18 protein-coding genes and 1 tRNA gene are annotated in these 20,797 nt (G+C 67.8%); 6 read left to right on the top strand and 13 right to left on the bottom strand.

From position 1 onward, the window contains the following. The first annotated feature begins 47 nt into the window (after positions 1-47). Positions 48-1,100 carry a helix-turn-helix domain-containing protein gene (locus tag ACIBG4_RS01710; RefSeq protein WP_310711839.1) on the top strand — a complete coding sequence of 351 codons (1,053 nt, stop codon included), beginning with the start codon at positions 48-50 and terminating at the stop codon, positions 1,098-1,100. Positions 1,101-1,121: 21 nt separating this feature from the next. Here the strand turns inward: ACIBG4_RS01710 and ACIBG4_RS01705 are convergent, their stop codons facing one another. The 3 genes from ACIBG4_RS01705 to ACIBG4_RS01695 form a co-directional block, all read right to left on the bottom strand. Continuing rightward, a complete protein-coding gene (locus ACIBG4_RS01705; RefSeq protein WP_397200219.1) occupies positions 1,122-1,715 on the bottom strand; it encodes an FMN-binding negative transcriptional regulator in 594 nt (197 codons plus the stop codon). Positions 1,716-1,773: 58 nt separating this feature from the next. Further along, positions 1,774-2,877 (bottom strand): glycosyltransferase, encoded by a 1,104-nt coding sequence (locus ACIBG4_RS01700; RefSeq protein WP_397200218.1) that lies wholly within the window; start codon positions 2,875-2,877, stop codon positions 1,774-1,776. Between the two features lie 207 nt (positions 2,878-3,084). Further along, positions 3,085-4,920, bottom strand: coding sequence for a SpoIIE family protein phosphatase (locus tag ACIBG4_RS01695; RefSeq protein WP_397200217.1), 1,836 nt, complete (start codon positions 4,918-4,920; stop codon positions 3,085-3,087). 58 nt (positions 4,921-4,978) lie between these two features. On the opposite strand from ACIBG4_RS01695, the gene ACIBG4_RS01690 reads away from it, so the two are divergent. Then, the gene (locus ACIBG4_RS01690; RefSeq protein ID WP_397200216.1) at positions 4,979-5,698 is read left to right on the top strand and encodes an ANTAR domain-containing protein; all 720 of its coding nucleotides are present in this window, start codon (positions 4,979-4,981) and stop codon (positions 5,696-5,698) included. Positions 5,699-5,742: 44 nt separating this feature from the next. Here the strand turns inward: ACIBG4_RS01690 and ACIBG4_RS01685 are convergent, their stop codons facing one another. Continuing rightward, positions 5,743-6,099, bottom strand: a complete 357-nt coding sequence (locus ACIBG4_RS01685; protein WP_310711942.1) for an STAS domain-containing protein — start codon at positions 6,097-6,099, stop codon at positions 5,743-5,745. Positions 6,100-6,274: 175 nt separating this feature from the next. On the opposite strand from ACIBG4_RS01685, the gene ACIBG4_RS01680 reads away from it, so the two are divergent. Next, complete coding sequence (locus tag ACIBG4_RS01680) at positions 6,275-7,045, top strand: SigB/SigF/SigG family RNA polymerase sigma factor (RefSeq protein ID WP_397200215.1); 771 nt, start codon at positions 6,275-6,277, stop codon at positions 7,043-7,045. Positions 7,046-7,061: 16 nt separating this feature from the next. Next, a complete protein-coding gene (locus tag ACIBG4_RS01675; RefSeq protein WP_310711833.1) occupies positions 7,062-7,475 on the top strand; it encodes an ATP-binding protein in 414 nt (137 codons plus the stop codon). 62 nt (positions 7,476-7,537) lie between these two features. Here the strand turns inward: ACIBG4_RS01675 and ACIBG4_RS01670 are convergent, their stop codons facing one another. The 4 genes from ACIBG4_RS01670 to ACIBG4_RS01655 all read right to left on the bottom strand — a co-directional run bounded on the left by ACIBG4_RS01670 (position 7,538) and on the right by ACIBG4_RS01655 (position 9,753). Next, positions 7,538-7,732: a hypothetical protein gene (locus ACIBG4_RS01670; RefSeq protein ID WP_310711832.1), complete on the bottom strand. Its 195-nt coding sequence runs from the start codon at positions 7,730-7,732 to the stop codon at positions 7,538-7,540. 7 nt (positions 7,733-7,739) lie between these two features. Beyond that, positions 7,740-8,627 carry a hypothetical protein gene (locus ACIBG4_RS01665; RefSeq protein ID WP_397200214.1) on the bottom strand — a complete coding sequence of 296 codons (888 nt, stop codon included), beginning with the start codon at positions 8,625-8,627 and terminating at the stop codon, positions 7,740-7,742. A gap of 17 nt (positions 8,628-8,644) precedes the next feature. Next, positions 8,645-9,190, bottom strand: coding sequence for a hypothetical protein (locus ACIBG4_RS01660; protein ID WP_310711830.1), 546 nt, complete (start codon positions 9,188-9,190; stop codon positions 8,645-8,647). A gap of 137 nt (positions 9,191-9,327) precedes the next feature. After that, complete coding sequence (locus tag ACIBG4_RS01655) at positions 9,328-9,753, bottom strand: hypothetical protein (protein WP_397200213.1); 426 nt, start codon at positions 9,751-9,753, stop codon at positions 9,328-9,330. 90 nt (positions 9,754-9,843) lie between these two features. Here ACIBG4_RS01655 and ACIBG4_RS01650 point away from each other — a divergent pair. Continuing rightward, positions 9,844-9,920 (top strand) — tRNA-Pro (locus ACIBG4_RS01650). Positions 9,921-10,002: 82 nt separating this feature from the next. On the opposite strand, the gene ACIBG4_RS01645 is transcribed toward ACIBG4_RS01650, so the two are convergent. The 5 genes from ACIBG4_RS01645 to ACIBG4_RS01625 all read right to left on the bottom strand — a co-directional run bounded on the left by ACIBG4_RS01645 (position 10,003) and on the right by ACIBG4_RS01625 (position 19,305). Further along, positions 10,003-10,656 carry a tyrosine-type recombinase/integrase gene (locus ACIBG4_RS01645; protein WP_397200212.1) on the bottom strand — a complete coding sequence of 218 codons (654 nt, stop codon included), beginning with the start codon at positions 10,654-10,656 and terminating at the stop codon, positions 10,003-10,005. 170 nt (positions 10,657-10,826) lie between these two features. After that, positions 10,827-11,150, bottom strand: coding sequence for a divalent-cation tolerance protein CutA (gene cutA, locus ACIBG4_RS01640; RefSeq protein WP_397200686.1), 324 nt, complete (start codon positions 11,148-11,150; stop codon positions 10,827-10,829). 166 nt (positions 11,151-11,316) lie between these two features. Beyond that, entirely contained in the window at positions 11,317-11,694 is a 378-nt protein-coding gene (locus ACIBG4_RS01635) for a hypothetical protein (protein ID WP_397200211.1), read from the bottom strand. Positions 11,695-11,776: 82 nt separating this feature from the next. Further along, positions 11,777-17,137: a LamG-like jellyroll fold domain-containing protein gene (locus ACIBG4_RS01630; RefSeq protein WP_397200210.1), complete on the bottom strand. Its 5,361-nt coding sequence runs from the start codon at positions 17,135-17,137 to the stop codon at positions 11,777-11,779. Positions 17,138-18,267: 1,130 nt separating this feature from the next. Next, entirely contained in the window at positions 18,268-19,305 is a 1,038-nt protein-coding gene (locus tag ACIBG4_RS01625) for a GNAT family N-acetyltransferase (RefSeq protein ID WP_397200209.1), read from the bottom strand. Positions 19,306-19,778: 473 nt separating this feature from the next. On the opposite strand from ACIBG4_RS01625, the gene ACIBG4_RS01620 reads away from it, so the two are divergent. Then, positions 19,779-20,792, top strand: a complete 1,014-nt coding sequence (locus tag ACIBG4_RS01620) for a hypothetical protein (protein WP_397200208.1) — start codon at positions 19,779-19,781, stop codon at positions 20,790-20,792. The last annotated feature ends 5 nt before the right edge of the window (positions 20,793-20,797 follow it).

Here is a 20,797-nt window from a genome sequence, read left to right as displayed (position 1 = left end):
GGGGCCATCCACACTCGTAACGCCCAATGTGGCAGGCTGTCATACACATGGACAACTCGGCTGATCTGCAGGACATCGTCGATGAGCTCGCCCGCCTGCTCGGGGCCTCCGCGACGCTGGAGGACCGCTCGTTCCGCCTGCTCGCGTACGGCGCGCAGCACGGCGACATCGACACCGTGCGGCAGGAGTCGATCCTGCGCCGCCGCGCCACGCCGGAGGTCCGCGACTACTTCGAACGGTACGGCATCGCCCGCGCCGGCCACCCGGTGCGCATCCCGGCCGACGCCGACCTCAAGGTGCTGGCCCGGGTCTGCTGGCCGCTGCGGCACCAGGACGTCACCTACGGCTACCTGTGGCTGCTCGACTCCGGCAGCCTCACCGACGAGGTGCTGAGGCGGGCCGAGCCGCTGGTGGGACGCGCCGCCGCCGCGCTGGCGCAGGAGGCCCGCGGCCGCCGCGACGCCGGGCGCGACCTGCGGGCGCTGCTCTCGGCCGACCCCGAGGAGCGCGCGGGCGCCTCGCTGGAGGTGCTCGGCCCGGTCGCGGCGATCGCGGTGCGCGAGTCGGAGGAGCGGGTGGCGGCCCTGTGGACACTGCCGCGCGGGGTGCTGGCCCGGCCCGGCTCGCCGGTCGCGCTGCTCGCCCCGGCCCACCTGGCCGCCGAGGTCGCGCGCACGGTCCAGGCCGCGTACGGCACGGCGGCCGGCATCGGGGCGACCCGGCGTGACCCGGGGGAGGCGTGGCAGAGCTGGCGGGAGGCGCGGCAGGCGCTGCGCATCGCCGAGCACTTCCCGCGCTTCGCGCCCGTCGCCCGCTGGGAGGACCTGGGCGCGCACCGGCTGCTGGCCCGCCTCGGCCAGGCCGACCTGACGGAGCTGGCGGCCGAGACCGCCGTGCTGGACCCGGAGCTGGGCCACACCGTGGAGACGTACCTCGACCTCGGCGGCCACGCCCAGAAGACGGCGGCCGAGCTGGGCATCCACCGCCAGACGCTCTACTACCGGCTGGGCAAGGCGGAGCGGCTGCTGGGCCGCGACCTGTCGGACGGCGACGACCGCCTGGCCGTCCACCTGGGCCTCAAGGCCGCCCGGCTCGTCTGAGGAAGGTTCCCGGCGAGGCTCTCAGGACAGGTGACGCAGGGCCGAGACGTCGCCGGGGCCGCCCCGCGCGGCCAGGAGCCCCGCCACCCGGCCCTGGTGCCCGGCGTCCTTGTGGCCGTCGTACTTGAACTTGCCGCGGATCTCCTCGACGGTCAGCCGCAGCCCCTGGAGCCCCGACAGCAGCCGTGGCATGGCGGCGGGGTCCCCGGCCTCCGCGTCGAGGTCGCCGAGCTGGGCCCGGAGGATCTCCAGCTTGCCCTCGGGGTCCGCGACGATCTCGGCGTGGCAGGCGAGCTGGACCGCCGAGTAGTAGGTGGTCGGGACGCCGAGCGCCGGGTCGGTGCCCGGCTCGGCCCGCCACGAGCCCGGGATGTACGCCCAGGGGCCGGCGACGGACAGGAGCACCTTCGGGTTCTCCTCGACGGCCGCCCAGACGGGGTTGGGCCGGGCCAGGTGGAGGAGAACCGTCCGGTCGTCGTACAGGAGGAACTGGGTGGGGACCACCACGGGGAGATCGCGGCCCCGGCCGGCGGCGATGAGCTGCCCGAACGAGTTGGCCCTGACGTAGGCGAGGGACTGCTGCTCGTCGCCGGCGTCCCAGGGGTGAATCAGCATGCGGGGGATCATATGTCCCGTACGGGCCGGACACGGGGAGCGGGTCCGGCCCGGGGGATCAGGCGCAGGCGGCCTCGTACACGCGGACGAGCTCCTGGCTGACGCGCTCCCAGGAGTAGCGAGAGCGGGCGCGGTCGGCGCCGGCGTAGCCGAGCGCGGTCCGCAGCGTGCCGTCCGCGAGCAGCTCGCGGGCCAGGCGGGCGGTCTGGGCCGGGCGGTCCGGCGGCACCAGCAGGCCGGTCACGCCGTCGATGACGGAGTCGAGGTGGGCGCCCACGGCGGAGGCGATCACCGGAACGCCGCAGGCCATGGCCTCCAGGGCGACAATGCCGGTCGTGGACTCGCGGGGGACGGTCACCACGGCGTCGGCGCCGCGCATGAGCTTGGGGACGGCGGTCCGCTTGACCTGGCCGAGCAGGGTCACGCGGTCGGCCACGCCGAGCTGCTCGGCCAGGGCCCGCAGGCGGCGCGCCTCCCGGTCGTCGCCGAGCTGCTCGGGGTCCGGCCCGCCGGCGATGACGAGCTCGACGTCCGTCAGGCCCTGCAGGGCCCGGATGATCGTGTGCACGCCGCGGTCGGGGGAGAGGGCTCCGACGTGCAGCAGCCGCTTGTGCGAGCCGCGCGTCGCGGCCGGGCCGGTGCGGTGGAAGCGCTCGGTGTCGACGCCGTAGGGGACGATGGCGATGTTGTTGCGCGGCACGCCGAGCCGGATCAGCGCCGACTCCTCGTCGTTGGAGCCCGCGATGACCGCGTTGGCGCGGCGGCCGAGCGCCCGCTCCAGCTTGATGTGGGCGGCGTCGACCGAGTGGAAGGTCTGCGTCACCGGCACGTCCAGGCCCTTGGCGCCGGCCACGGCGGCCAGCCCGCCGGTCCAGGAGTGGGCGTGGATCACGTCCGGGCGCTCCTGGCTCCAGCGACTGGTCAGGTGACGGCCGATCTCGTTGAGGTACGGCATGACGTCGTCAGGCCGCAGGTCCTGGGCCGGGCCCACGTCGATGTGCTCCACCGTGACCCCCGGGGCCACCCGCGTCCTGGGCTTGCCCTCGGCGCTGTCCCGGCGGGAGTAGATCGTGACGTGGTGCTCACGCCCCAGCTCGCGGGCTACGGCGTGGATCTGGTGGCGCTTGCTGCCGTTGACGGAAGCGACGATCGCGATATTCATGGCACACCTCAGGTGGAAAGCACAAAGAACAGCCTTCAAGGTGTGCCTGCGTCTTAGGCACGGATATCTGTGCTGAAGACTTTACCCGGAACGGGCCCACGCGCAAACCCCGACAGAACCGACTTCTCACCCAAATACCGCGTACTACCCGCTGGAGCTCCAAGAATTCCGACCACGCCGGGACCGGCTCCGGCGGAAACCGCGAGGTCAGACGCCGCGCAGCGCCAGGACGACGATCTCGTCCCACACCTGGCCACCCGAGAACGCGCTGCGGTCCGCCTCCACGGCCTTGACCACCGTCGCCGGGGACTGCCCCGCGCACCGGCCCAGAACGTCCGCCAGCCGCTCCTCGCCGTACGGCTCACCGGCCTCGTTGCGGGAGGAGACCAGCCCCTCGGAGTAGAGCACCAGGGTCTGGCCCATGCCGACCGTGATCTCCTCCACCGCGGTCTCGGCCGCGGGTGAGATGCCCAGCGGAACGCCGCCGCCCGCCGCGAACCGCACGCTCCCGTCCGGCTGCATCAGCGCCGCCGGATGGTGCCCGGCCGACGACAGCCGGATCCGCCGCCCCTGCACGAACCCCGCCACCGCCATGACGAACATGCCCGAGCCCTGCTTCATCAGGGCCTCGTTCACCTTGCGCACGACCACGTCGGGGTCGGACTCCCATGCGCTCAGCACCCGCAGCCCGCCCCTGACCAGGGCGCTGACCGAGGCGGCCTCCTCGCCCTTGCCGACGGCCCCGCCCAGGGCGAACCCCCACCCGCCCTCCACGGGGAACACGTCGTAGAACTCCGCCCCCACCGAGGCGCCCGGATGGTAGATGGCGCTCGCCTCGTACCCCGGCACGTCCGGTAGGTTGCGCGGCGCGACACTGGCCGACAGCGCGTCCGCCGCCCGCGAGCGCCGCTGGAAGCTTCGCTGCGCCCGTACGGCGAGCCCGAGCTGCAGCCCCACCTCCTGCATGACCCCCAGATCGGCCAGCGTGAACGGCGGCCGGTGGTGCTCGCGCACCAGCGTCAGCGCGCCGTCGCCGGTGCCGATCGGCACGCACAGCAGCGAGCCCGCGCCCATCGCGGTCAGCAGCGGCCCGTCCGCGCAGAAGCCGAGCAGCGTCTCGTCGTCCACCATCTCGTGGACGAGGCCCGAGCCGCGCGCCAGCACCTGCGCCACCACCTGGGCGGCCGCCGGCTCCGCGCCCTCGACCTGCCGTACCAGCCCGCCGAGAGGATGGTCCTTGGGCGCCACCACGACCGAGCGGCGCGGCAGCCCGTCGCGGACGACGTCGGCGATCACCCAGTCGGCCCAGCCGGCCGCCAGCAGCCGCGTGGCGCGGGGGAGCGCGACCGGCTGCCGCAGCGCCTCCTCGTCCAGCAGCAGCGCGCCCATGCGGGCCAGCAGGTCCTGCCGCCGGGCCGCCGCCATCAGCAGCGCGCCGTCGGACTGCTCCGGCCGCTCCGCCGCCGGGCCCGGGAGCTGCACCTCGGTCGGCAGCGCCACGGCGGCCACCATCTGCTGCGGCTCGCCCGGCATCGTCAGCCGGGTCAGGGCGAGCTGGACGGTGTGCGTGCGTCCCTGGTGCGCCAGCCGCGTCTCGAACGCGGCCGGCTGCCCGGTCTGCAGCACCGACGTCAGGTGCGAGCGGAACGCGGCCCGCCGCGACACGTCCACCAGCAGCGGGAACGAGCGGCCCACGAGATAGCCGTCGGGGCTGCCCAGCACCCGTGAGGTCTCGCCGTTGACGCGCCGCACCACGCCGCCGCCGTCCAGCACGATCACCGGCACCGGGAACGCGCGGAACACCTGCCGCAGCAGCTTCAGCTCCCGCTGGGGGCCGTCCTTCTTGCCGCCCTGCCGCCTGTCGGAGGCCCTGCTCAGCTCGGCGCGCGCCTCGGCCAGCAGCTCGGTCGCGGTGTCGAGCTCGGCGAGCGCGGCGTCCAGGGTAGGGGCGAGTTCGGACGGGTAGGCCGTCCTCGCCTCACGCAGAGACGTGACGCGCGCCGAGAGCGCGTCCAGAGCGTGTTCGAGGTCCGGCACAGTCATGCTCTGACGCTACGCCACGCGGGATAATGCTAGCTATAAGGGGTAGGGAGGCGAAGCTATGGAATCGACCGTGACGATGATCACCCCCGGCCTCGCGCGTGACCTCGCGGCACTCGGCCGCCTGGACGAGGCCACCTCGACCGAGAGCGTGCTGCGCGGCCTCACCACGGCGCTGGCCGACGGCGTCCCCGGCTGCTCGGGCAGCTCGGCCGAGCACTGGCGCGACCAGCGCGTCCTCGTCTCCGGCTCGCACAGCGAGCTGATCACACTGGCCGAGGAGGAGCGCCGCCTGGGGGAGGGACCCTCCGTCGACGCGCGCCGCACCGCCGGCCAGGTGGTGGTCGGCGACGTGCTCGATGAGGGCCGCTGGCCCCGTTACGCCGCCCTGGCCAACCGCTGGGGGGTCCGCTCGGTCCTCGTCCTGCCCATCAAGGTCGCCCCCGCGTTGCTGCTCGTCGGCCTCTACTCCGTACGGCCCGGCGCGTTCTCCCCGGTGGCCGCGCACGCGCTCGCCGAGATGCTGACCCAGCAGGTCGGCGTCGCCATGGCGAACATGTGGGACTTCGAGGAGGTCCGCACCGACGCCGCCCAGCTCCAGGAGGCGCTCAACGGCCGGGCCGTCATCGACCAGGCCAAGGGCATCATCATGCAGACCAGCGGCTGCACCGCCGAGGCCGCATTCGAGGAGCTGCGCCGGATCTCCCAGCACCACCAGGTCAAGGTGGCCGACCTGGCCAGGCTGCTCGTGGACGAGCACCAGCGGAAGTCACGCCGCTGAGGGTCGCGCCGCAGATGGTCACGCCGCCGAGGGGCGCCACCCGGCTAGCCGAACGCCGCCAGTGCGTCGTCCAGCGTGTCGTACAGCGGCAGCCGCTGCGCCAGGCCGGTGATCCACATCACCTTGGACTTCGAGTACTCGACCCCCACCAGGGCGAACCTGGAACTGGCGGCCAGGCTTGTCTGCCACTGGTGCACGATCAGCCCCAGGGCGCGCGAGTCCATGAACGTCACTCCGGCCAGGTCCAGGATCAGATCCGGGCCCGACAGGGACAGGTAGTCGGCGAACTGCTCGCGCGTCGTCGCGTCGAGCACCCCGTCGACCTTGACCACAGTGATCTCGTTCACGGTCGACGACGTCAGGCTCAGAGCGGCCACAGAGCCCTCACCGTTCTCCGGCATTGTCACGGGGCAACCCTACTGTCACCGCGGTGGGGAGGCATACGCCCCGCGGGATGAGGCATACTGGAAGCTGAAGTCCAGCAGAGGGCTTTCGTCTCGAAGTTAGACGCGAGGCGTGCCTCTGCATGGGCTTTTTTCGGTGGAGGCCGCCCTGCGACCCATATGAGGAGCAGCGATGGCCCTGCAGGAACTCGTTCTCGAGGAGTTGACCGCCGAAGAGCTCCTGGCCGAGATGGTCAGGATCGACACCCCCGACAGTGTGCGGGAACGGCTGCGCGAGCGCATCGTGGAGATGCACCGCCCGCTGGCCATGGAGATCGCCCGGCGCTACCGCTACCGCGGCGAGCCGCTGGAGGACCTGCTCCAGGCCGCGTACGTGGGTCTGATGAAGGCCATCAACGGCTTCGACCCGACCCTCGGCCACGCCTTCCGCGGCTATGCCGTCGTCACGATGACCGGCGAGGTCAAGCGCCACTTCCGCGACCGCACCTGGGCCATCCGCGTCCCCCGCCTCTACCAGGAGCGCCGCTCCGAGCTGAACCGGCTCGTCGCCGATCTCAGCCAGACGCTCGGCCGCTCGCCGACGGTCGCCGAGCTCGCCGCCAAGATGAACATCAGCGAGGAGGACGTCCTGCTCACGCTCGACGCCTCCGCCGCCTACAGCACGCTGTCGCTGGACGCGCCGCTCGGCACCGACGACGACGCCGCCTCGCTCGGCGACGTCATCCCGGAGGACGACGACACCCTCAGCACCATGGTCGACCGCGAGGCGGTCAAGCCGCTCATCGACGCCCTGCCCTCCCGCGAGAAGCACATCCTGCTCCTGCGCTTCTTCGGCAACATGACGCAGGCCGAGATCGCGGCGGAGTTCGGCATCTCGCAGATGCACGTGTCCCGGATCCTGCGCAAGGTCCTCGACCAGCTGCGCGCCGAGCTTGTCGGCTGAGAGGGCGGAACGCCGGGTGCACGAGGACAGGCATCCTCACGACGCGGGCCTGACGGGCCCGCCACCCGGCACGCCCATCAGGAACATCACCTTCCGGCTGCAGGACCTGCCACGGGTCCGGGAGCTCGCCGAGACCGAGGCCCGCGGCGCCGGCATGCCCGAGGAGGCCGTCGGCGACTTCGTCATCGCGGTGAACGAGGTCGCCACCAACGCCGTCACCCACGGCCATGTCGAGGCCCGCGCGCGGATGTGGGCGGACGGCGACGACGTCCTGGTGGAGGTGCACGACCGCGGCGCCTGGAAGCCCGGCCCCATGCCCGGCTCGGTCGGCGGGATGGGACTGTGGGTCGCCCGCATGCTCTCCTCCGACCTGGACCTCCGGGTGGGCGCCGGCGGCAGCACGGTCATCATGCGCTTCCCCGCCAAGTGATTCATGCGAAAGACCCCCGGACCGTTGCCGTCCGGGGGTCTGGCCGGTCATGCCGGCCGGTCCTACCTCCTGGTCCGCCCGCGCCAGCCGCTGTAGCTGCGGACGCTCGCCGTCCCCACACCGGCCTGGTGCAGCGCGAGGAACATCAGACCGAGGAGCATGAACGTCGTACCGGAGATGCCGCCCGGTATCCGTACGTTGACCAGGTCGAGCAGGAACCCCAGCCCGAACACGATGGCCGCGACGATCGCCAGCATGAGCCGCTCACCTCGTCCCTGTGGTGGCGGGCGTTGTCGTGGTGGCGGGCGATGCCGTGGTGGCGCCGGGCGTCGCCGTGGTGCCGCCGCCGGACAGGGCCAGCAGCCGTTCCAGCACGGTCCGGTACTCGCGCAGCGCCAGGCGGAGCTGCTCGGTGTCGGTCCGCCCGCCGCCGTTCCCGTCGGAGTCGTTCCAGCGTCGGCGCAGCTCGCCCGTGCGGGACGTCAGCGCGCTCGTGAGCGCCTCGACGACCTCGCCGACGAGCCCGTCGGCCCGCTTGACGGCCTCGTTCGGGTCGTCCACGAAGCCGGCCTGCAGCTCGCGCCAGCGCGCCTGCACCTCGGCCGGGTCCTGGTCGAACAGCACGATCTCGGCCGGCGCCGCGTGGGACGGGGCCGCGCCGCCGTCCGCTCCCGCCACGTCCTCGTCCACCGCGGGACCTGGGCCGGTGGAGACGCCGGTCGCGTACGGCTCCCGCCGCACGCCGTCGTCATTCGGCCCCGGTACGTCGTCCTCGTCATCCAGCCCGTCACGCCCGGTGCCGCCGTGGTCGAGGCCGTCGCGCTCTCCGCGGGCGCCGTCCCCGTCGCCGGCGCTGTGCACCAGGACGTCGTCACCCGTGCCGCGCGCCGGTTCGTCATCCAGGGCCGCCCGGCCGCCGTCGCGGTCGTGGTCGTCGTCCACGATCATGCGCAGATCGTCGTCCTCGGGCCGCGCGGCCCGCACGTCGTCGTCGCCGCGCACGTCGTCCAGCGCACCGTGACGGTGGTCGTTCGCCGGGTCCCGCCGCTCCCCGCTCCAGTGCCCGCCGCCCGGGCGCCCGTCAGCCACGTGCTCGTCACCCACGTGCTCGTCCCCGGGCCGCTCGTCGGCCCGCTGGGGCGGCACTCTCATCTCGTCACCCACGTCCCTCACCGTCCTCGCGTCGTCTCTTCCAGCAGTTCCTCGAAGAGCGCGCGGTAGTGGACCATCGCCTGCCGGAGCTCCTCCGTGGAGGCCTCCTTACGGGCCGCGCGCCCGCTGATCTCGTGCGCCCTGCGGTAGTGGTCGAGCGTCGACGCGTGCACCACGGACAAGTCGGACAGTCGCTGCTCGAAGTTCTCCGTCGGATAGCCGCGGTCGGCCATGACGGACGTCACGAGCTGGTCCGCCTCGGTCACCGCGAACCCGGGCGCGTCCACGAAGCGCTCCTGCACCTCGGTCCACCGCTTGGCGTAGCTGTTGCGCGTCTCCTCCGACAGGGGGCGGATGTCGAGCTCGGCGTGCCGCTGCTCCCGGGCCAGCAGCTCCTGCTCGGCTTCCTTCTTGTTGTCGTGCTCGGCCATCAGGCGTTCGTACTCGGGGCCGAAACGGGCGCGGAGGCGGCTACGGCGCTGCTGCTGGAGCACCACGTAGCCGACTGCGGCGAGCGCCACCACCGCGACCACGACGACGGCCACCCAGATCAAGGTGGACATGATGTTCGCCTCCGGTCTCTGTGTTGAGACCAGCGCCTGCCCCCGAACCGGCTCTCGAAACGCTCGGGAACGGCCCGCAACCCCCTGCCGGCCGCGCTTTCCGGGACCGCGGAACCGCCCCTGCCCCCGGGACAGGATCACCCGGCGTCCAGCGCCTCCCTCGCCTCGGCCAGCACCGCGGCAACATGCGAACGGCCAGCCCCCACCGGCACCTCCCGGAACCCCTCCACGGGGTCGTACGCCACATCCAGCCCGGCGTCGACGAGCCGCTGCGCCCACCGCAGGGCGGTGTTCAGCCGCTCGGACGCGGGCGGCTTGCCCTGCGCGGCGGCGGACAGGTTGCGCAGGTTCGTCGCGGGACCCGACTGGATGTGCTCCCGGGACACCTTCCACGGCACGGCACGACCGTGATCCAGGGTCGGCTTCACCAGCCCGGCGGCGCGCTTCGCCTGGAGCACCCCGGACTCGCTCACGCCGAAGTGCGCGGCCAGCTCCCGCACGCTCCACCCCTCGGCCACGAGCCTCGCCAGCTCCCCGCGATCGATCGCCGCCCTACGCCCCAAGGCCGCCTCCGCTCCCGCCCGCGCTGTGCACAGGCACCTCCGATGTGCGCTAAGGTTATGACGTCTCGCCCCACAGGGACGGACACACACCGGGACGTAGCGCAGCTTGGTAGCGCACTTGACTGGGGGTCAAGGGGTCGCAGGTTCAAATCCTGTCGTCCCGACCAGATTCTCGCTGGTCGATGAGGGTGTCACTCGAAAGGGTGGCACCCTTTTCAGTTCTGGGAAGCCAAGTGGGAAGTCACTCGCTCACGCCGTCCTGGCCTTGAAGATCTTGTCCATGGCCTCGGCGCCCTTGGTCAGGGCGGGACGGATCTCCTGGCGGTAGATGGTCTCGGTCACGTTCGTCGACGAGTGTCCGACGAGACGCGAGATCTCCTCTATGGCGACATCATGCGCGGACAGTAGCGAGACGAAGCTGTGCCGCAGTTCGCGCGGACACCAATCGGTGCCGATGCCCGCCGCATCCGTGATCTTCTGGAACTCCCGGCGGACGTACCAACGGTCCATGGGACGCCCGTCTTCTCGCCGGAACACGAGAGCATCGTCGGTGCCCCGTTCGCCTGACGCGAGGCGTTCGGCCGCTCTGGCCTTGTGAAGGTCCTTGAGGACCTGCAACGCCCTCTTGGAGAGCTTCAGAACACGCCTCGACTTGCGGGTCTTGGTGTCACCCTTCGCTCGCACGGAGCGGTACACGGCCACGGTGCCGGCCTTCAGATCGACCTCTGACCACCTGAGGGCACGCGCCTCCTCTGTCCGTACGCCGGAAAGCAGGCTGACGATGACGTACGCCCGCAGGGGAGTCAGCATCGCCACCTTGATCACCGCCTTCGCCTCCTCCAGGTTGAGAGACTTGGACGGGCGGCCCTCCTGACCTTCCGGGACGTCCACGAGGCTGGCCACGTTCCGCTTGACGCGGTCGCGCGCCTGAGCGTGGGAGGCGGCTAGGGATGGGCTGGCAATCGTGCGGGAGACCGCATCGGTGATCTGGCGACCCCGCTTTGAAGTGCTGGGGGAGTCGCTGAGGCGTTGGCGCACTCAGCAGCCGGTGCGGGCCTTCCTGGAGGACCTCGTCATGACGAGGCGTCACTTTGCCTCGTCTCCTCGCTAATCCAGCGGAGATATTCGGGACTTCCCGCGACGATCGGGGTCGCGATGATCTCGGGAACTTCGTATGGGTGGTGCGCCCTAATGTGGCTCTGTAGCGCAGGGTAGAGGGTCGCCAGTGTTTTGAATAGTAGCTGCCACTCTTGTGTATCGTGCAAGGCCCCCTTCCACCAGTAGACGGACCGTATGGGACCAATGATCTGCACGCCCGCAGACAATCGGGTTGTGGTAAGAGTGTGTGCCAGCTCCGCTGCACTTGTCATGGAATCTATAGTTGTTGAAACCTGCATATATTCCGTCATGGATTTGTTTCCTCGTCTACTTGCGTGCGAAAATGCCGGTCCGGGCACCCTATTCGGTCTTCCGTCCCGTGATCAGTTTGCGGGATGGAAGGATCGCTGCTGTCCCGTGGAGCCTCAGCTGACCACATCAACGCCACGACAGGCCGATGCTAGATCATTTAGCATCGGCGGCGCTATCGTCATGTGCGACAGGAGCTGTGGCTCCTCTATAGCGATAAAGAAGCTCCATTGCAACGCACGTAAAGCTACCTGCTATTAGTCCAATGCCCGCTTTCACTTGAATGTCAAGAACGGAGTGCACCCCACCGTACTTCAGCGCTATATATGTGGACCGAAATATCATGAAAACACCTAAGATCATGAAGGATGCTTGGGCAGTTCTGGTGGCGAGGTATCTCCTGTGTTTGCGCAGCCAGAGTACGGAAGCGATAACCAAGGGCAAGGTGGCCGAGATGGCGAATAGCTCGCCCGTGCCCATCAGGAAACCTTCGACATTTGCCCATAGTATATTCATATCGCTGTTCGTCCTCATGTCATATCCCTTCTCTCAATATTAACGAACGGTCTTCGCCAGGCCGCTTCCCGGCGAAGACCGTTCAGGAGTGGGCTGCCACTCAGCTGCTACCGTACCGCTTTCCCCAGTAGGTCATCCACCAGCTGTAGTAGTCGTTATTCTCCCATGGAATGCATCTAGCGGTTGACTTTGTCACGTGGTAGCAGAATGTGACTTCTGCTCGGAAGTAGTGTCGGTATGCTTCGACCTGGCAGTACTGCAGCATATTCTGGAAGCATTCGGCTTTAACTCGTCTCTTGTTCCAGACGGGTTGTAGCTCGAAATCTTCTCCCGGGTTGGGGTCGGATGGCTTTAGTGGGCCTGCTGCTTCATAGGACTTGCAGGTTACTTCTGCATTCCCCTGCACTGTGCCGTTGACTCCACCGCTGGGGGAACGGGCGCCGTCTATTTCGATCGAAAACCCAATCTGGGAGCTGTACTTGTTGTTAAGAAAGCATGCCTCCCCGACGGATTTGATGGCAAGGTTGCGCTTTATGTACTTCGCTTCCGCCGTGTTCGTCTTGCTTTCTTGGGACCAGACGCGGATGTAGTTGTAAAAAGTCCCTGGATCTGTTGACGGGAAGTTTCGGTTAGTCGCTAGATCCCAGACAGTCTCCCCTAATCCGTCGTTCTCGCTCGACCGGGCGAACCAGTAAGACCCTGCATCTACTGTAATTCCCCAGCCCTTGCGCTTCTTCCCCTTCGGCGTGTATTCATTCTTGATCAGAAGTGTAGATGTTTTGAACCCAGGCTTCTCGCACTTCCATTGGCCTGATGGGTCGCTCATTTCATATTTCAGGCATATGCCCTGGCCGGCGGAGCCTCCACCAGAGCCACCCCCGGAACCGCCTTCGCTACACGTTCCCGCGCTGGAGATAGATGCCATGGAGGTCGGAAAACTTCCGTCGACCTGACCCGCGCAGGAGTCGGCATTATCGGTCCAGTCTTCATAGGTGGCGTAGGGAACTTGGATCACAGTCATGTTTCCGCAGCGGTCGAAAACATGGACCGAGATACTGAACGTTCCCGGATCCACCTCCCCTTGCGTACCTGCGGTCGCCGACTGGGACTTCGCTGGCGCATCCCACGTGCGCTTAACTTCGGTCGTGACATTGATTGTACCGTTTGCCCCAGGTGTAACAGCCGCATTGTCCAGAGCCACCGTGAGATTCTTGCGTGGCTCCCCTAGTTTTGTCAGACTCTGGCGTTCTTGGATCAGCGCGGTGTTCAGAAGGGAAAGCTTGGCCGTATTTGGAGCTGTAGCTGAAACTCCGGGCGCTTCCCATATGGTGGGTGCGAGTCCTTCGAGAACAGCATTTTGAGCCTCATAATACTTCTTTACTCGTGCGATGTATGAGCTGGCGCTCGACTCGCTGGGCGTTGATGCTCTCGCTGGCTGAGACTGATCCAAAAAGGGGATGCATGCGTCCCCGGCGGCGGGCGGTGGAGGCAGTGCTTTGGGATTCGCCTCTGCTGTGACCCAGTCACCTGAGCCGAAAGCGGTCTTCGCTCGTACTTTAACGGTGTACTTCGCGCCGTTCGTCAGCCCTGTGATTGCGGCGTAGGGCTCTTTCACCTCAAGGTTCTTCACCGCTGTACCATCATCGGCGTTCACCTGAACGTCGTAACCGTCGAGTAGGGCGACACTGCCGTTGTTTGTCGGCAATCCCCAGCTGGCCACCGCACTGCTATCGCCAGCTTGGACCGATAGATTCAGCACTTCGCTTGGAGGGCCTGCTGGAAGATAGGTAATCGCTATAGACGGTTGCTCAGTCGACGTGGCATCAGCGAAGCTGATAACGGCATCAACGTTTGATGTAAGCAGCAGCCATTGATATTCGCTTCCCGCAATATCGGCTTGAGGCTTCCCTATGGGGAAATCGTATCGCTTGTTGAGGTCGGCATCTCCTTCCAGGTCTGAGCCTTTGGTATCGACGGTGACTGGGTTCTTCAGCGGTCTTGCCGAGATCACTGCATCCGCCGGGCAGGTTCCTGAAGGGCAAACAGGTGCACCGAGCTTCAGGATGCCCTCTGAGACACCCGCGCCATCTGGAAGTTCATCGAGTTTTAGCGCGATTGCAGCAGCAGACTTGTCGGTACCTGTGCCACCAATCCGGATCACGGTGTCATCGGTAACTGGACAGGGATTTCCATTGCAAGCGGTGGGATCAGTTTTGACGGTCTTGATTGCGATACTGTCCCTTGCCAGGGTCAGACGCCGCACGTCCTCAACCGGGTTCGGCGGAGGGGTTCCTGGGATTGTAAAGGAGACCGCGCCGGTCTTGGCGGTGCAGACTTCCTCCAGCCCGCCAGTGTCAGCATCACTCATGCTGTCGACCCGGCTGGTGGCTGTAGAAGGTGAAGGCCCAGCCCCCGTGACGGCGGTGCCCATGTCAGCCGTGATCTCGGCGGCGGTTTGGGCGCGGTTGTAGATGCGGACCTCGTCGATGGTGCCCTTGAAGTACTCGCCGTAGATGGTGTTGCCGCCGATGTGGACGGCGCCGCCGTCGTCGAGCACGGCGCCTGAGATCGCCTTCTCGCCGATCTGGCTACCGTTGAGGAAGAGCCTGGCTGTCGTACCGTCATAGGTGAGGGCGAGGTGGTTCCAGGCGTTGAGGGGCAGCAGTGCGCTTCCGGTGACTTCGCCGGGTTTGTTGTTCTCCGTGTTCAGCCATCCATCCGGCGTTCTGTTGTTCGAGGCGTACAGACCGTAGGAGAGGTCGGTGCGCGTGGCGTAGTCCTTGGCGACGACGGTGCGCCAACTGGTGACATCTGATGGTTTGACCCATGCCGACAGTGTCAGTCCGGTGGTCATGGTCAATGAAGGTGAGTGATTGATGTTGACCATGCTGGAACCGTCGAACGACAGAGCCTTGCCGTTCTTCCCGTCGACCCACGTTGCGCCGCTCGTCGTGCCGTTGTTGGCGCCGGTGGAGTCGGTGATGGTGGTTCCGGCACCCTCGTTCATGCCGTAGGCGGCGACCAAGCCGTCCGGCGTGGGACTCGGTGTTGGCGTGGGAGTCGGCGTCGGGTTGGGGTTGGGGCCTGGATCGGGGTTCTGCGCGGGGGCGCAGGCGATCATTTGCCACTTGTACGTGGTGCCGGCCTGCACGGTGTTGGCGGGGATCTGGAAGGAGGCGCGTTCGCCGCCGTTGACCGTGCGGGTGCCCAGTGGTGCTGATCCGACCGGCGCGCCGGTGTTGTCGTACAGGTAGTACTTGGCCAGGACCGGGCCTCCCGATGGCCGGTTGACCATGCCGGACAGGATGGGCTGCGTCGGGTCAGCCATGCCGGTCTCAGTGTCGGTGGGCCGCATCGCCGCGTCGGAGGTGATGCGATAGGCCGGACTCTCGTTGCAGGACGGCGGCGTCACACCGGTACGGCATGCCTTGACCACGAACTTGAAGCTGGCCGGATTATCGAGCGAGAAGATCCTCTCCGGGATCTGGCCCGCAGGGACGCCGTTGTTCGTCGTAGTGCCCGGAGCAGTGACCATCGTGCGGAGATCGGCCGGTGACAAGACCCTCTGGTACGCGTGGACGTCGTCAATCGCGCCGGTGAAAGGCGTCCGGATGCCCGCGATCTGGCCCTTGCCGAACTGAAAGGCGCCGCGGGCGTTCCAGTCCACGGTGTGATCGCGTTCGTCGGCCAGCTCGCCGTCGACGAACAGACGGATTTTGTGAGCCGTCTGGTCATACTGGACGGCCAGATGGCTCCACCCGCCGACCCGCGCGATGTTCTTGGACACCGCCCACCGTTCGTTGATCCGGTCAGAAATGTCCTGGGTGACCAGGGTGAGGACCCACCGCTGATCCACCTCAGGAACCGTTGAGCGGGCGTAGGCCAGGGTGAAGGCGGGCTGGTTGACACCCTGCTGAGAGAAGACCACCTGGTCTTTGGTGCTGTCCTCCAGCTTGACCCAGGCCGTGACGGTGTAACTCTGATCGGTGTTGAGCACCGGTCCGGAGGTAGCGCCGCTCCCACCGGAAAGTTTGAGGGCCTGGCCGACCTGCCCGGGAACGCGACTGTAGTTCCCTGCCAGGGTGACCTTCAGACCGTGGCCGGAGGCGTCGGCTGCGTTGTTTCCAGAGGTCTCATCCAGTTTCCAGTAGGCCGCCTCGCCGGTGGGAAGCTGCGCCGGTGGCGGGGTCATGGTCGAGTCGTTGACGCTGACGGTGTAGTCGAGCGGGCTGGCCTCAGGCACGCTGGACTTGTAGGTGACCTTGACCGCGGTGGAGCGGGCGATTGCGTCTGTGCCGCTCAAGGAGTCGATGGACTCGGCCGCGACAGTCGGGATCTCCGGCGGTAGCACCCAGTCCACGCTCAGCTTGGGCACATTCTGGCTCCACAGCTGGGGCCAGAAGTCGAAGTTCTCGCTGGCGTTGGAAGCGGGCGTGGTTTCGGTCCCCAGCTGCAGCATCAGTCCGTGGTTGGCGGTGCCGCTAGCCCAGGCCTGGGCCATCGTGGTCAAGTCCCAGCTCCACACTGCGCCGGCGGCCTGCGGCTGGATGCAGGGATTGATCGAGGAGCGTCCCTCGGCAGTGGTGGCGGGTTGCCTGCTCCAGAAGGTGTCGTCGGCCACCCAGGCGTCGGTGATCCGGTGCGCGAAGATCGATTGGTAGTTGACCAGGCAAGAGCTGGCGTCGGTGCGCAACGTCAGCTGCATGGTGGCCTTGACAACGTTCCGGTTGGCGATCGGAGTGGTGTCGAAAGCCATGAGCGCACGGAGACTCTCCGGCCTGTCGGCACAGGTCTGGTTGGGCCACTCCCCGGTACAGGTCCGGTAGTTCTGACGGCCGACCCTTCCTGGGGCGATCTGCGAGTTCGGGGACTTGATCCCCACTTCCTGGGTGACCCCCAGAGTAGTGGTGGGGTCTACGGTCACCGGGTACTGGGTGGCCGGGTCGGCCAGCCACGCCGCATCCGGCTTCAGCACGAGGACCGTCGCGTCGTCCTTCACCTCCACCGAGGTGTCGATTTTATCCTGCCGGCCGGGACTCCCGGCGCTCGGCTTCTCCGCCGCCGCATCCCACATGAGCGGAGCGGGCGCCGACGCCACCTCCTTGCCCTTACCCGCGGTCAGCGACAACCCGCCCGACTTGGTCTTGCCCAGCTTCAGGCCCTTGGCCTGCACGGGGATGCGATACTCCACCGGGCCAGTGGGACGCTCGCGCAACACGATGTCGTGCCGGAACCCGGTGGGCAGCGCCGTGACGACGAGGTCCGCCGACGGACCCGCAGCACCCACGTACGTGGCCACGTTGCCCTTGATCTGCGGACGCGGAAGCTCTGTCGGCCACGACAGCCCAAAGGAGCGTTCCCGATCCAAGGTCATGGAGGCGAACGGACCGGAACCCCCGGTCGACAGGCGCACGTTTCCCTTGGCCAGCTTGGGCCTCAGCGCGCCGTTCTGCTCGACCAAGGACGTGTCGATCCACGCCCACCCACCGTCTCCTTGACGCAGTTGCGCCGGCCCTGTATAGGACTCGGTGGCCAGATGCCCGTCCGGATACGCCCACGTCCGGGACGTCTCAGTGAAGGCGGTCTCAACAGCGACCGCCTTGTTCTGCTTCATAGCCTCCTGCACTGCGGCCCGAAGCGGCGCATCAGCATCTTCCGGGCGCGGGAAGGTGGTCACCGCGGGAGTCACGGGGCCCTTGGCGGCTTTTGGGTTAGGGGCGGCAGTTGCTCCAGTAATGGAGCCGGCGACAAGTAGTGACGCTGTCACGGTTAGTATCGTCACAGCAGCCAGCTTGCGCTTCGCGCGCCGTTGAGGTCTGAATGAGCCTAACTCGTTCACTAACACCTTCAATCACGGTGAGTCGGATTGTCGGCCTTGATCTTCGAGTGGCAGGCATAGATGATCAATATGAGAAAGATCACTGCGAGATGGATGCAAGTTCATGTAACGTTTGTGCGGCGAAAAACGATACATACCTTAAACTCGCACATTTGGTAATCTCGCTTGCCGGGCCGATTTGCGCGAAGCCTGCTGCTCGAGAAGATCGTCCCTGTAGCTGGCAGCCTGTGGCAGGGCGATACAGACGCCGTCCGGGGTGGCCAGATGCCCCTTTGATCGCTAGACCTCTGCCTGACTAATGCGCCATCTGATGGCGGGCAGAAGGGCAGCTGGGAAGCCAATCCGGGAAGCCAACGGGCTCAGGCGCTGCCAGATCTCGACCGACGTACCTGGACTGTTGTTGCTGGTGAGTGGCTCCCCACTCGACTTGCCCAGACTGGCCCGGACCCTCGTCCCGTGGCTGGGGGTCAAGGGGTCGCAGGTTCAAATCCTGTCGTCCCGACGGTGACACAAGGCCGGTCGGCTTGGGTGAAAGCCCAAGTAGGCCGGCCCTTCTCGTTGTCGTAGTCGTGATCGCAGTCTCCTTCGCGATCTCTGACCTGGGGACCAGCCGGCGGACAGATGGCTGCTCAGAGCGGCTCCGGCCGGATAGAGCGGCCTTTCTCCATCCTGCGGGGCGAACGGCACGGATCACCGTGATTCCGATCACCGGCGCGAATCGTGCCACCGGAATCGCGGCCGCAGCCAAGCCGTTACCGAATGCCGCGTTCCCATGCCACTGCGCTGAGCCGGGATTCGAGTGCGCCGCGAGCTGCTTCGGCGGTGAGCATGATCCGCGTCGTGACATAACCCAGTTGATGATTGACGCGCGTCATGTAGTCGTTGCCCGCGTCCACGTTCGTCACTACCAGGCAGATCTCCGGTCGCTCGGCCAGCAGCCACCGCATCATGGCGGCTTTCACGGTGCGGCCCAGCCCGCGGCCCCGGTGCCTGGGTAGCACGGCCGTGTCCTGCTGGACGGCCGTGTCGGGCATGCCGGGGAAGATCTCCAGCTCTGTCAGGCCGACCACGGCATCGCTCGCCTCGTGCACGACCACGACGGCCCGGTGTTCGACGCCGCGCCGGCGCGCGTCGTGCTCGGCTTGCCGCACTCGGGGTACGGACCAGTGCGGGTGACGGTAGCTGGAGTCTCCGACGGGGGCGTCATGGATGGCGCCGCGCGCTCGTGCGAAGGACTCCACGAGGGTGTCGGGTGCGGCTCCCGTCCATTGTTCCAAGCGGTGACCGGCCGGCACGGGGACCTCCCACAGCGCCGGGTCCACCTCAGGAACCCTGAGCACCTGGAGGGCCACCCGTTGCACGACGGTGAAGCCCCGTGCCCGGATCCACTGCTCGCCGTCGCCGCCGGCGGTCACGCCTCGTCCCACGATGAGCTCACGGCCTTCGGCGGGCGAGCCGCCGAGCGCTCGGCGGAGCAGCGCCGTCCCGATCCCCTGCCGGCGCAGCTCAGGATGGACGCGGACGTCGACGACAATGCTGTTGTCGTCCTCCGACCGTGACACCTGCGTGATCGCGAGGCCCGCCGGGTGACCTTGCCTGCGCGCCGCCCAGAACCGCTGCCTGTCCACGCCCGGCGGAATGGCACGCAACCGGCCCACGAACGTGTCGTAGCCGGGCTTCGGCGCGTCGGGCCGATCCACCGAGAACGCGGCGATCGCCAGGTCGTACTGACCACGGAGCTCGGCGTCAGAAGCTTTGTCCGGATCAAAGGGAAAGATGTCGACACTCATCACGCCCTCGCTTCCACTGCCAGGTCAGCCGCGCGCACGGCCGCTGGGGATATGGGCATCCGCCGGCACCGGCCATCAATACGGACGCGATCATGATCACCCCGAAACTCAAGAGTCCCATTCCGAGGATGATGTCCGAATGGAGAGACTTTTGCATGGCCACCAGCGGCGACACGCACCTGGCCGTTGACACTCTCATGCCTGCTTCTGAACCCCTTCGCGTTCCGTCAGCGGTGTGACCTGCTCGATGATCCTCTGTCGCTGCAACGGCACCCGGACGGGGGCAGCACGGTCCGGCACCGATGCGAGCGCGCCGATCACTGACAGCGTCAGGTGCCCGCTGCGTCTGCAACCGAGGGGTCACCGCGGCTGTGAGGTCATCCTCAGGGACGACGTCGTCGCGACCTCCGGAGGAGGCGGCCGAGACCCGGTGACGATGTGCGGGGCACCGCCGCGGCGGCAGATTGGGCCGGGTGAACACCTCTTCTCCACGAAGCCGCCGTACGATCGTGCCGGTCCTGATCGTCGCCGTCTGGTCGGTGAGCTATCTGGTCCTCGGCCTGCTCTGGGCTCTCGGCGGGCCCGGCTATCCGTTCGACGCCGGCCGTGCGGGTCCGGGCAGCACGCTGCTCGACCCTCTTCCGGCGGCGGCCGGCGGGGGTGTGCTGGCGATGACGGCGCTGGTGGCCGCCGTCGTCGCGGTGCTCGCCGCCAGAGGTCCGCTCAACCGGGCCTCCGCCGTCGTGGCCGTCGTGGCCGGCGCCGGCCTGGCGGTCCTCCTGCCCGACGTGCGCATCATGATGAGCGCCGGGTACCTGCCGGTGATGCTGGCCGCCGCGCTCGCCGGCCAGGTCGAGTTCTCGTTGATCGCGACCATGCTGACGTGGCCCAGCGTCAACCTGCTCATCCTGATGGCGGCCGGCGTCAGCCTGCTGGTCCTGGGGACGCGCACGCTGATCGGAGGGCCCGGTCGGTCCGGCAGCGCCGCCGGCGCGCTGCGGATCGGGCGGTACGCGACCGCTGTCGCGGTCGCTGTCCCCGTCGTCTACGCCGTCACCCGCTTCGGCTGGCTCCTGGGCGTGCCCGTCGGTATCAGCGACCACTTCCTGGCCTACATCGCCGAGATCACCCCGATCGGCGCCGGTCTCAGCACGCTCGGTCTCGTCGGCGCGGTCCTGACCGTCGGCCTGGTCCGGCCGTGGGGTGAGATCTGGCCGCGCTGGGTGCCGTTCCTGCGCGGGCGGCCGATCCCGGCGCGGTTCCCGGCCTACTCGGCTCTGGCCGCCTCCCTTCCCATCACCTCCGCCGGACTGATGTACGTCCGCAAGAAGCTCACCGGCGAGCAGATCGGCCCGGCGGGCGCGGGCGCGGAGCTGGGCGCCTGGCTGCCGGAGATGTTGTGGCCGCTGTGGGGGCCGGCCCTGGCGGTGGCCGCCCTGGCCTACCTCGCCCGCCGCCGGCACCTCGCCCACGCACGCCGACCATAATGGTG

Origin of the sequence: Nonomuraea sp. NPDC050383, assembly GCF_044459125.1 — a bacterium.
GTDB lineage: Bacteria > Actinomycetota > Actinomycetes > Streptosporangiales > Streptosporangiaceae > Nonomuraea.
Note: the sequence above shows the minus strand (reverse complement) of the source record. Positions and strands in the feature narration are given on the sequence as shown.

Bases quoted from the DNA above. Each gene is read 5' to 3' on its own strand.
- ACIBG4_RS01710 (WP_310711839.1), top strand. From the start codon at position 48: ATGGACAACTCGGCTGATCTGCAGGACATCGTCGATGAGCTCGCCCGC.
- ACIBG4_RS01705 (WP_397200219.1), bottom strand. From the start codon at position 1,715: ATGCTGATTCACCCCTGGGACGCCGGCGACGAGCAGCAGTCCCTCGCC.
- ACIBG4_RS01700 (WP_397200218.1), bottom strand. From the start codon at position 2,877: ATGAATATCGCGATCGTCGCTTCCGTCAACGGCAGCAAGCGCCACCAG.
- ACIBG4_RS01695 (WP_397200217.1), bottom strand. From the start codon at position 4,920: ATGACTGTGCCGGACCTCGAACACGCTCTGGACGCGCTCTCGGCGCGC.
- ACIBG4_RS01690 (WP_397200216.1), top strand. From the start codon at position 4,979: ATGGAATCGACCGTGACGATGATCACCCCCGGCCTCGCGCGTGACCTC.
- ACIBG4_RS01685 (WP_310711942.1), bottom strand. From the start codon at position 6,099: ATGCCGGAGAACGGTGAGGGCTCTGTGGCCGCTCTGAGCCTGACGTCG.
- ACIBG4_RS01680 (WP_397200215.1), top strand. From the start codon at position 6,275: ATGGCCCTGCAGGAACTCGTTCTCGAGGAGTTGACCGCCGAAGAGCTC.
- ACIBG4_RS01670 (WP_310711832.1), bottom strand. From the start codon at position 7,732: ATGCTGGCGATCGTCGCGGCCATCGTGTTCGGGCTGGGGTTCCTGCTC.
- ACIBG4_RS01665 (WP_397200214.1), bottom strand. From the start codon at position 8,627: ATGAGAGTGCCGCCCCAGCGGGCCGACGAGCGGCCCGGGGACGAGCAC.
- ACIBG4_RS01660 (WP_310711830.1), bottom strand. From the start codon at position 9,190: ATGTCCACCTTGATCTGGGTGGCCGTCGTCGTGGTCGCGGTGGTGGCG.
- cutA (WP_397200686.1), bottom strand. From the start codon at position 11,150: ATGCAGGTTTCAACAACTATAGATTCCATGACAAGTGCAGCGGAGCTG.
- ACIBG4_RS01635 (WP_397200211.1), bottom strand. From the start codon at position 11,694: ATGAGGACGAACAGCGATATGAATATACTATGGGCAAATGTCGAAGGT.
- ACIBG4_RS01625 (WP_397200209.1), bottom strand. From the start codon at position 19,305: ATGAGTGTCGACATCTTTCCCTTTGATCCGGACAAAGCTTCTGACGCC.